This is a genomic window from uncultured Jatrophihabitans sp., from assembly GCF_964252635.1.
In the GTDB taxonomy this organism is placed as follows: domain Bacteria; phylum Actinomycetota; class Actinomycetes; order Mycobacteriales; family Jatrophihabitantaceae; genus Jatrophihabitans.
This window is the reverse complement of record NZ_CAXUNP010000004.1, coordinates 139,699-146,185: the sequence shown is the minus strand read 5'-3', so window position 1 is coordinate 146,185 and position 6,487 is coordinate 139,699. Positions and strand designations below refer to the sequence as shown.

The window sequence follows — 6,487 nt, the reverse complement described above, 5'->3', positions numbered from 1 at the left end:
GGCGTCGCAGTCGACGACGCGGACGACGTGGAGGCTGCGGACGACGTGGTGGCCGTGGCTTGCGCGCTGTCCGCGCCGACGGCCTGGCCGCCACGCGTGCGGGTGCGGGTCCGGTTGCGCGCCGGACGGGCGGGACGCTCGGTCTCGGGGCCGGCCGAGCGGTCGCGGTCGCCGCGCGCACGACCGTCGCGGTCGCCACGACCGTCACGGCTGCCACGGTCGCGGCCGCTGCGGGCGCCGCCCGGGCGGTCGTCGCGGCCCCGGCTCGGGGAGCGGCCGCCGAGGTCCTCGAGGGTCTCGGCGTCCAACCCGGCGCGGGTGCGGGCCGCGCGCGGCAGGGTGCCGGTGACGCCCTCGGGGATGTCGAGCTCGGTGTAGAGGTGCGGCGAGGTCGAGTACGTCTCGGTCGGCTCGTGGAAGGGGAGCTCGAGGGTGTCGCAGATGAGCTTCCAGCGCGGGATGTCGTCCCAGTCGACGAAGGTGACCGAGGTGCCCTGCTTGCCGGCGCGGGCGGTGCGGCCGATGCGGTGCACGTAGGTCATCGCGTCCTCTGGCGCCTGGTAGTTGACGACGTGGGAGATGCCGTCGACGTCGAGCCCGCGGGCCGCGACGTCGGTGGCGACCAGGACGTCGACCTTGCCGGACCGGAACGCGCGCAGGGCCTGCTCACGGGCGCCCTGACCCAGGTCGCCATGGATGGCCGCGGCCGCGAAGCCGCGGTCCTCGAGGTCGTCGGCCACCTTCTGCGCGGTCCGCTTGGTACGCGTGAAGATCAGCACCAGTGACCGGTTGCGCGCCTGCAGCACCCGCGCGAGCATCTCGGCCTTGTCCATGGCGTGGGCGCGGTACACGAACTGGTCGACGTGCGACGTGCTCGGGATGCTCGTCTCGGCATCGGCCCGGATCTGGATGGGCTGGATGAGGAACTGCCGGGCCAGGGCGACGATCGGCCCCGGCATGGTGGCCGAGAACAGCATGGTCTGACGGGCGGCGGGCACCATCGTCAGCAGCTTCTCGATGTCGGGCAGGAAGCCGAGATCCAGCATCTCGTCGGCCTCGTCGAGCACCAGGATGCGGGCGTCGGCCAGCGACAGGTGGCCCTGCTGCGCCAGGTCCAGCAGCCGGCCCGGGGTGCCGACGACGACGTCGACGCCGCTCTTCAGCGCCTCGATCTGCGGCTCGTAGGCCCGGCCGCCGTAGATGGTGAGGACGCGGGCGCCGATGCGCTTGCCGGCCTCGGCGAGGTCGGCCGACACCTGCACCGCGAGCTCGCGGGTGGGGGCGACGACGAGGGCCTGCGGGCGGGCGCCCGGGCCGCCGGGCAGGGTGATCCGGTTGAGCAGCGGCACCCCGAAGCCAAGGGTCTTGCCCGAGCCGGTGCGGGCCTGGCCGATGAGGTCGTTGCCGCCCAGGGCGATCGGCAGGGTGAGCTCCTGGATGGCGAACGTCCGCTCGATGCCGACGTCGGCCAGGGCCTGCACGATCTCCGGGTTGATGTCGAAGCTGCTGAACAGCGGGCTCTCGGTGCTGACCGGGGCCTTGGCGGCCAGTGGCTCGGCGTCGACCGGTGCGATCTCGGCCTCGGTGAGGTCGGTGCGGTGGTCGAGCTCCGCAGCGGACAGTTCGGCAGGGGACAGTACGGGTTCTTCGGTCACGTCATCCTCAGGTGTCGGTCGTGTCGGTGCGTCGACCGGAGAGGGTGGTGGCCCGGCGGCTGCGACCCGGGGAACGGGCGGCGCCTGCGGTCAACGCGCAGATTCGTGGTGCGCTGGAGAGTTCCAGCACCGCTATCCTATCGGGCCGGTCCCCGCGCCCGGGCGCTAACCTGCGCTGGTGCCCCCGACGACCGCGCCCGACGCCGCTGCGGAGGGGTCGGAGGCCGTCGTCGACCTGCTCGGGGTCCTGGCCTACGGCGAGCTCAGCGCCTTCGACCGGCTGGCCGACGACGCCCGGCTGGCGCCCGGCCTGGCGGGGCGGGCCGAGATGTCGGCCATGGCCGCCGTCGAGTTCGGCCACTACCGGCTCCTCGCCGACCGGATCGCCGGCTACGGGGTCGCGCCGGAGCAGGCCATGGCCCCCTTCGTGGCGGCGCTCGAGGCCTACCACTCGCTGACCACGCCCTCCACCTGGCTCGAGGCCGTCGTCAAGGCCTACGTCGGCGACGGCATGGCTGGCGACTTCTTCCGCGAGGTCGCGACCCTGGTGGACAACTCCACCGGCGCGCTCATCCGCGAGGTGCTGACCGAGGCGGGTCGAGCGGAGTTCGCGGTCCGCGAGGTGCAGGCCGCCGTGGCCGAGTCGCCGGCGGTCGCCGGCCGGCTGGCGCTGTGGGCGCGGCGGCTGGTGGGGGAGGCCATCAGCCAGACCCAGCACGTGCTGGCCGACCGGGAGTCGCTCATGCTGCTGCTCGTCGAGGGCACCGGCGGGCTAACGGGCGTGCCCGCCCTCATCACCCGCATCACCGACCGGCACGCCGAGCGCATGGTCGAGCTCGGTCTGGACAGCTGAGCCGACTGGCTCAGCTGTCGCGGCTCGCTCAGCCGGCGACGAACCCGACCCGGCGGGTGTCGCTCGGGGCGATGTCGACGTAGGCGACGAGGTTGGCCGGCACGATGACCTTGCGGCCCTTGTCGTCGTTCAGGACGAGCTGCCCGTCGATGCTCTTCAGCGCGGCGTCGACGAGAGCCTGCACCTCGTCGGTGCTCTGCGGGCTGTCCACGACGACCTCACGGGACGTGTGCAGCACGCCGATCTTGACCTCCACGCCGAACCTCCAGCTCGTTGTTGGTGCGTACGGACCACGCTAGTGGAGCGCGGCGCCCGTTGCCGCGGCGCCCGCTGCGCCGACAGCGAACAGCGCTCAGCCGTCGCGGCGGGGGAAGTTGGAGATGCCGCGCCACAGCAGCGACTCGAGCAGCGTGATGGCCTCGTCCTGGGTGACCGGGCGGTCGCTGGCGAGCCACCAGCGCGCCACGACCTGCGCCGAGCCGGTGAGCGCCGTCGCGAGCAGCTCGGCCTCGGCGCGGCTCAGGCCCGTGTCGGCGGCCACGGTGTCGGCGACCGCCTCCATGGTGCGGGCGGTGACGGACTCGACGCGCTTGCGCACCTCGGGATCGTTGACCAGGTCGCTCTCGAAGATGAGCCGGAAGGCGCCGTCGTGGTCGTCGCGGTCGACGAAGCCGAAGTAGGCCGACAGGACGCGGTGGATGCGCTGCTCGTTGTCGGTCGTGCCCTCGAGCGCGGCGCGCACCCCTTCCGAGAGCGCCGACGCCTGCGTGTCCAGCAGGGCCAGGTACAGCTCGAGCTTGCCCGGGAAGTGCTGGTAGAGCACCGGCTTGGACACACCTGCGCGCTCGGCGATGTCGTCCATCGCGGCGGCGTGGTAGCCCTGCGCGACGAAGACCTCCTGCGCGGCGGACAGCAGTTGCTTGCGGCGCGCCGAGCGGGGCATGCGACCGCCCCGACCCAGTTCGGCACCCACCGCACTCGCCACGCTGCTGACCCTCCGATGAACGCTTCCGCTGACCGTCCGGAGCCTACTCGGCGGTAGTCATCGCCTTGGTCAGCCGACCGCGCGCGCTGTCGTCGAGGACGCCGGCGTAGAGATCGCCGTGCTGTTCGACCCGGTCCAGGACGTCGGCCGCGGTGAACGACAGCGTCTCGCCGGACTCGACCTCGTCCCACCGCAGGGGTGTCGACACGGTGGGCTGGGGGCGGGCCCGCAGCGAGTACGGCGCGACCGTGGTCTTGGCCGGGTTGTTCTGGCTCCAGTCGACGAGCACCTTGCCGGGCCGCAGGTTCTTCGCCATGCGGGACACGACGAGGTCCGGCCGCTGCTGCTCGAGCCGTTCGGCGAGGCGGTGGGCGTACCGCGACGGCAGCTCCTGGTCGTCGCAGCGGATCGGCGCGCTGAGCTGCATCCCCTTCGACCCGGACGTCTTGGCCAGCGGTGCGAACCCGTCGGCGACGAGGAGGTCACGCAGCAGCAGTGCCACCTCGCTGCACTCGACGATGGTGGCCGGTGGCCCCGGATCGAGGTCGAACACGATGAGGTCGGTGCGTGGCTTGCGCGCCCGTCGGGGGATCTGCCACTGCGGCACGTGCAGCTCGAGCGCGGCCAGGTTGGCCAGCCAGACCAGGTCGGGCAGCGCTTCCACGACGATGAAGTCGATGGTCTCGCGGTTCTTGGTGGAGCCGGGGACGGGCAGGGTCACGGTCCGCACCCAGTCGGGCGTGCCGCGTGAGGCGTTCTTCTCGAAGAAGAACTGCCCGTCCACGCCGTTGGGGTAGCGCTTGACGGTGAGCGGTCGGGCGTCGAGGTGTGGCAGCAGCACCGGCGCGATCCGCGTGTAGTAGTCGATCACCTCGCCCTTCGCGAACCCGGCGTCGGGGTAGAGCACCTTGTGCAGGTTGGACAGCGTGAGGTGCCGTCCTTCGACGTCGACCGTCACCTTCGCGGACTCAGCCATCACCCCTTGCCTCCTCGACCCGTTTGTCCTCCCGCAGCCCGCGGAAGACCGGGTGCCGCAGCCGCCGGTCGTCGGTCCACGACGCGAACTCGACCTCGACCACCTGCTCGGGCTCGACCCAGTGCATGTGCCGGCCGCCGATCGAGCGCGGCACGCCCGGCACCGCCGAGGACGCCCGCGCGGTCAGCCGCTTCTGCACCGTGGCGGCCGCCCGGCCCGAGAGACCACTGCCGACCTTGCCGGCGAAGCGCAGCTGATCGCCGTCGACGACCGCGAGCAGCAGCGAGCTCAACGTGTTCGGGTGCTCCGGCGAGGCCTCCCAGCCAATCACGGCGAAGTCGCCGGCGCGGACGAAACGCAGCTTGCGCCAGTCCTCGGTACGTCGACCCGGTTGATAGATCGAGTCGACGCGCTTGGCGACGACGCCCTCGAGCCCGTGCTCGTGCGCGACCTGCTCGGTGGCCGGGCCGTCGTCGAACGACGGGCTGAGCGTCCAGCCCTCGTGCTCGGCGGCGAAGCGCTCCAGCGTGGCGCGCCGCTCACGGTAGGGACGCGCGGTGAGGTCCACGCCGAAGCGGCGCAGGACGTCGAACACCACATATGTCACCGGGGCCTCGTGAGCGGCCCGGGCGACGTCCTGGCCCGCGCGCAGGTGCATCCGGGTCTGCAGCCGCCCGAACGACGGTCGGCCGTCGACGAAAGCCACGATCTCCCCGTCCAACAGCGCGTCGCCCACACCGCTCGCCTGGGCCACGAGCTCGGGGTAACCGGCCGAGACGTCGTTGCCGCGGCGGCTGGTGAGCCGGGGCGTGGTGTCGTCGCGAACGTCGATCAGGGCCCGGACGCCGTCCCACTTGAATTCGAAGGCCCAGCCCTCACCGTGCGGCAGCGCGGCCGCGGCAGTGGCGAGCATGGGGTCCACGCGTCCACACTATGGATTCCGCGGCCGACATTGTGGGCAGACATGCGGCGGCGGGCACCGACGACGAAGGAGTCAGCATGCGCTCGATCTGGAAGGGCAGCGTGTCCTTCGGGCTGGTCAGCATCGGTGTCAAGCTGTTCGCGGCGACCGAGGAGAAGAGCGTCAGCTTCAACCAGGTCCGCCGTAGCGACGGCTCCCGGATCCGGTACAAGCGGGTGGCCGAGACCGACGGCGAGGAGGTGCAGTACGCCGACATCGCCAAGGGCTACCAGCTCGGCTCGGGCGAGACGGTGGTGCTCACCGACGACGACTTCAAGGACCTGCCGCTGCCCAGCGCGCGGGTGGTCGACGTGGTGCAGTTCGTGCCCGCCGAGCAGATCGACCCGATCTATTACAACAAGAGCTACTTCCTCGAGCCGGAGAAGAACGCGGTCAAGCCCTACGTGCTGCTGCGCGACGCGCTCGTGGACAGCGACACGGTCGGGGTCGTCAAGGTGGCCATCCGCAACCGCGAGCAGCTGGCGACGCTGCGGGTGCGCGACGGCGTCATCCTGCTCGAGACGATGATCTGGCCCGACGAGGTACGTGAGGCCGACTTCGCGTTCCTCGACGAGGACGTCGAGCTGCGGCCCCAGGAGCAGCAGATGGCCCGCTCGCTCGTCGAGAGCATGGCGGGCGACTTCGAGCCCGAGCAGTACACCGACGACTACCGCGAGGCGCTCGAGTCCGTGATCGAGGCCAAGGTCGAGGGCCGAGAGATCGTCGAGACGGAGGAGGAGCAGCCCACCGCCGGCAACGTGGTCGACCTCATGTCCGCGTTGCGGGCCTCGGTCGACGCCGCCAAGAAGGGCCGCGGCGAGACCGGATCGTCCTCGGGCTCGAAGGACGGATCCACGGCGGCGCCGGCGAAGAAGGCCGCGAAGAAGGCGACGTCGAAGTCGGCCGGGAAGGCACCTGCCAAGTCCGCCAAGAAGGCGCCGGCGAAGAAGGCCGGTGCCAAGAAGTCCGCCACCGCGAAGAAGGCGGCCCGCAAGACCGCCTGACCCCCTGACCGAGCGACGTGACGTGCGCCGCTCGCCGGGCGCCCGGCGGGTGC

7 protein-coding genes are annotated in these 6,487 nt (G+C 71.7%); 2 read left to right on the top strand and 5 right to left on the bottom strand.

Translation table 11 applies throughout. From position 1 onward, the window contains the following. Nucleotides 1-1,655 (bottom strand): DEAD/DEAH box helicase (locus ACFFCA_RS03340; protein ID WP_375481789.1); only part of this gene is annotated, 1,655 nt, incomplete at its 3' end. A 178-nt stretch (nt 1,656-1,833) separates the two neighbouring features. Between ACFFCA_RS03340 and ACFFCA_RS03335 the strand changes: the two genes are divergently transcribed. After that, nucleotides 1,834-2,508, top strand: a complete 675-nt coding sequence (locus ACFFCA_RS03335) for a ferritin-like fold-containing protein (protein ID WP_375481788.1) — start codon at nt 1,834-1,836, stop codon at nt 2,506-2,508. Between the two features lie 28 nt (nt 2,509-2,536). Here ACFFCA_RS03335 and ACFFCA_RS03330 read toward each other — a convergent pair whose 3' ends face one another. The 4 genes from ACFFCA_RS03330 to ligD (ACFFCA_RS03315) form a co-directional block, all read right to left on the bottom strand. Then, nucleotides 2,537-2,764 (bottom strand): DUF3107 domain-containing protein, encoded by a 228-nt coding sequence (locus ACFFCA_RS03330; RefSeq protein WP_375481786.1) that lies wholly within the window; start codon nt 2,762-2,764, stop codon nt 2,537-2,539. Nucleotides 2,765-2,860: 96 nt separating this feature from the next. After that, nucleotides 2,861-3,451: a TetR/AcrR family transcriptional regulator gene (locus ACFFCA_RS03325; protein WP_375481801.1), complete on the bottom strand. Its 591-nt coding sequence runs from the start codon at nt 3,449-3,451 to the stop codon at nt 2,861-2,863. A gap of 85 nt (nt 3,452-3,536) precedes the next feature. Next, a complete protein-coding gene (ligD, locus tag ACFFCA_RS03320) occupies nt 3,537-4,469 on the bottom strand; it encodes a non-homologous end-joining DNA ligase (RefSeq protein WP_375481784.1) in 933 nt (310 codons plus the stop codon). Then, nucleotides 4,462-5,382 (bottom strand): non-homologous end-joining DNA ligase, encoded by a 921-nt coding sequence (gene ligD, locus ACFFCA_RS03315; RefSeq protein ID WP_375481799.1) that lies wholly within the window; start codon nt 5,380-5,382, stop codon nt 4,462-4,464. Before ligD (ACFFCA_RS03315) ends, ligD (ACFFCA_RS03320) begins: the two co-directional genes overlap by 8 nt. Nucleotides 5,383-5,468: 86 nt before the next feature. Here ligD (ACFFCA_RS03315) and ACFFCA_RS03310 point away from each other — a divergent pair, with 86 nt between their 5' ends. Further along, nucleotides 5,469-6,434, top strand: coding sequence for a Ku protein (locus ACFFCA_RS03310; RefSeq protein WP_375481782.1), 966 nt, complete (start codon nt 5,469-5,471; stop codon nt 6,432-6,434). Nucleotides 6,435-6,487 lie beyond the last annotated feature (53 nt).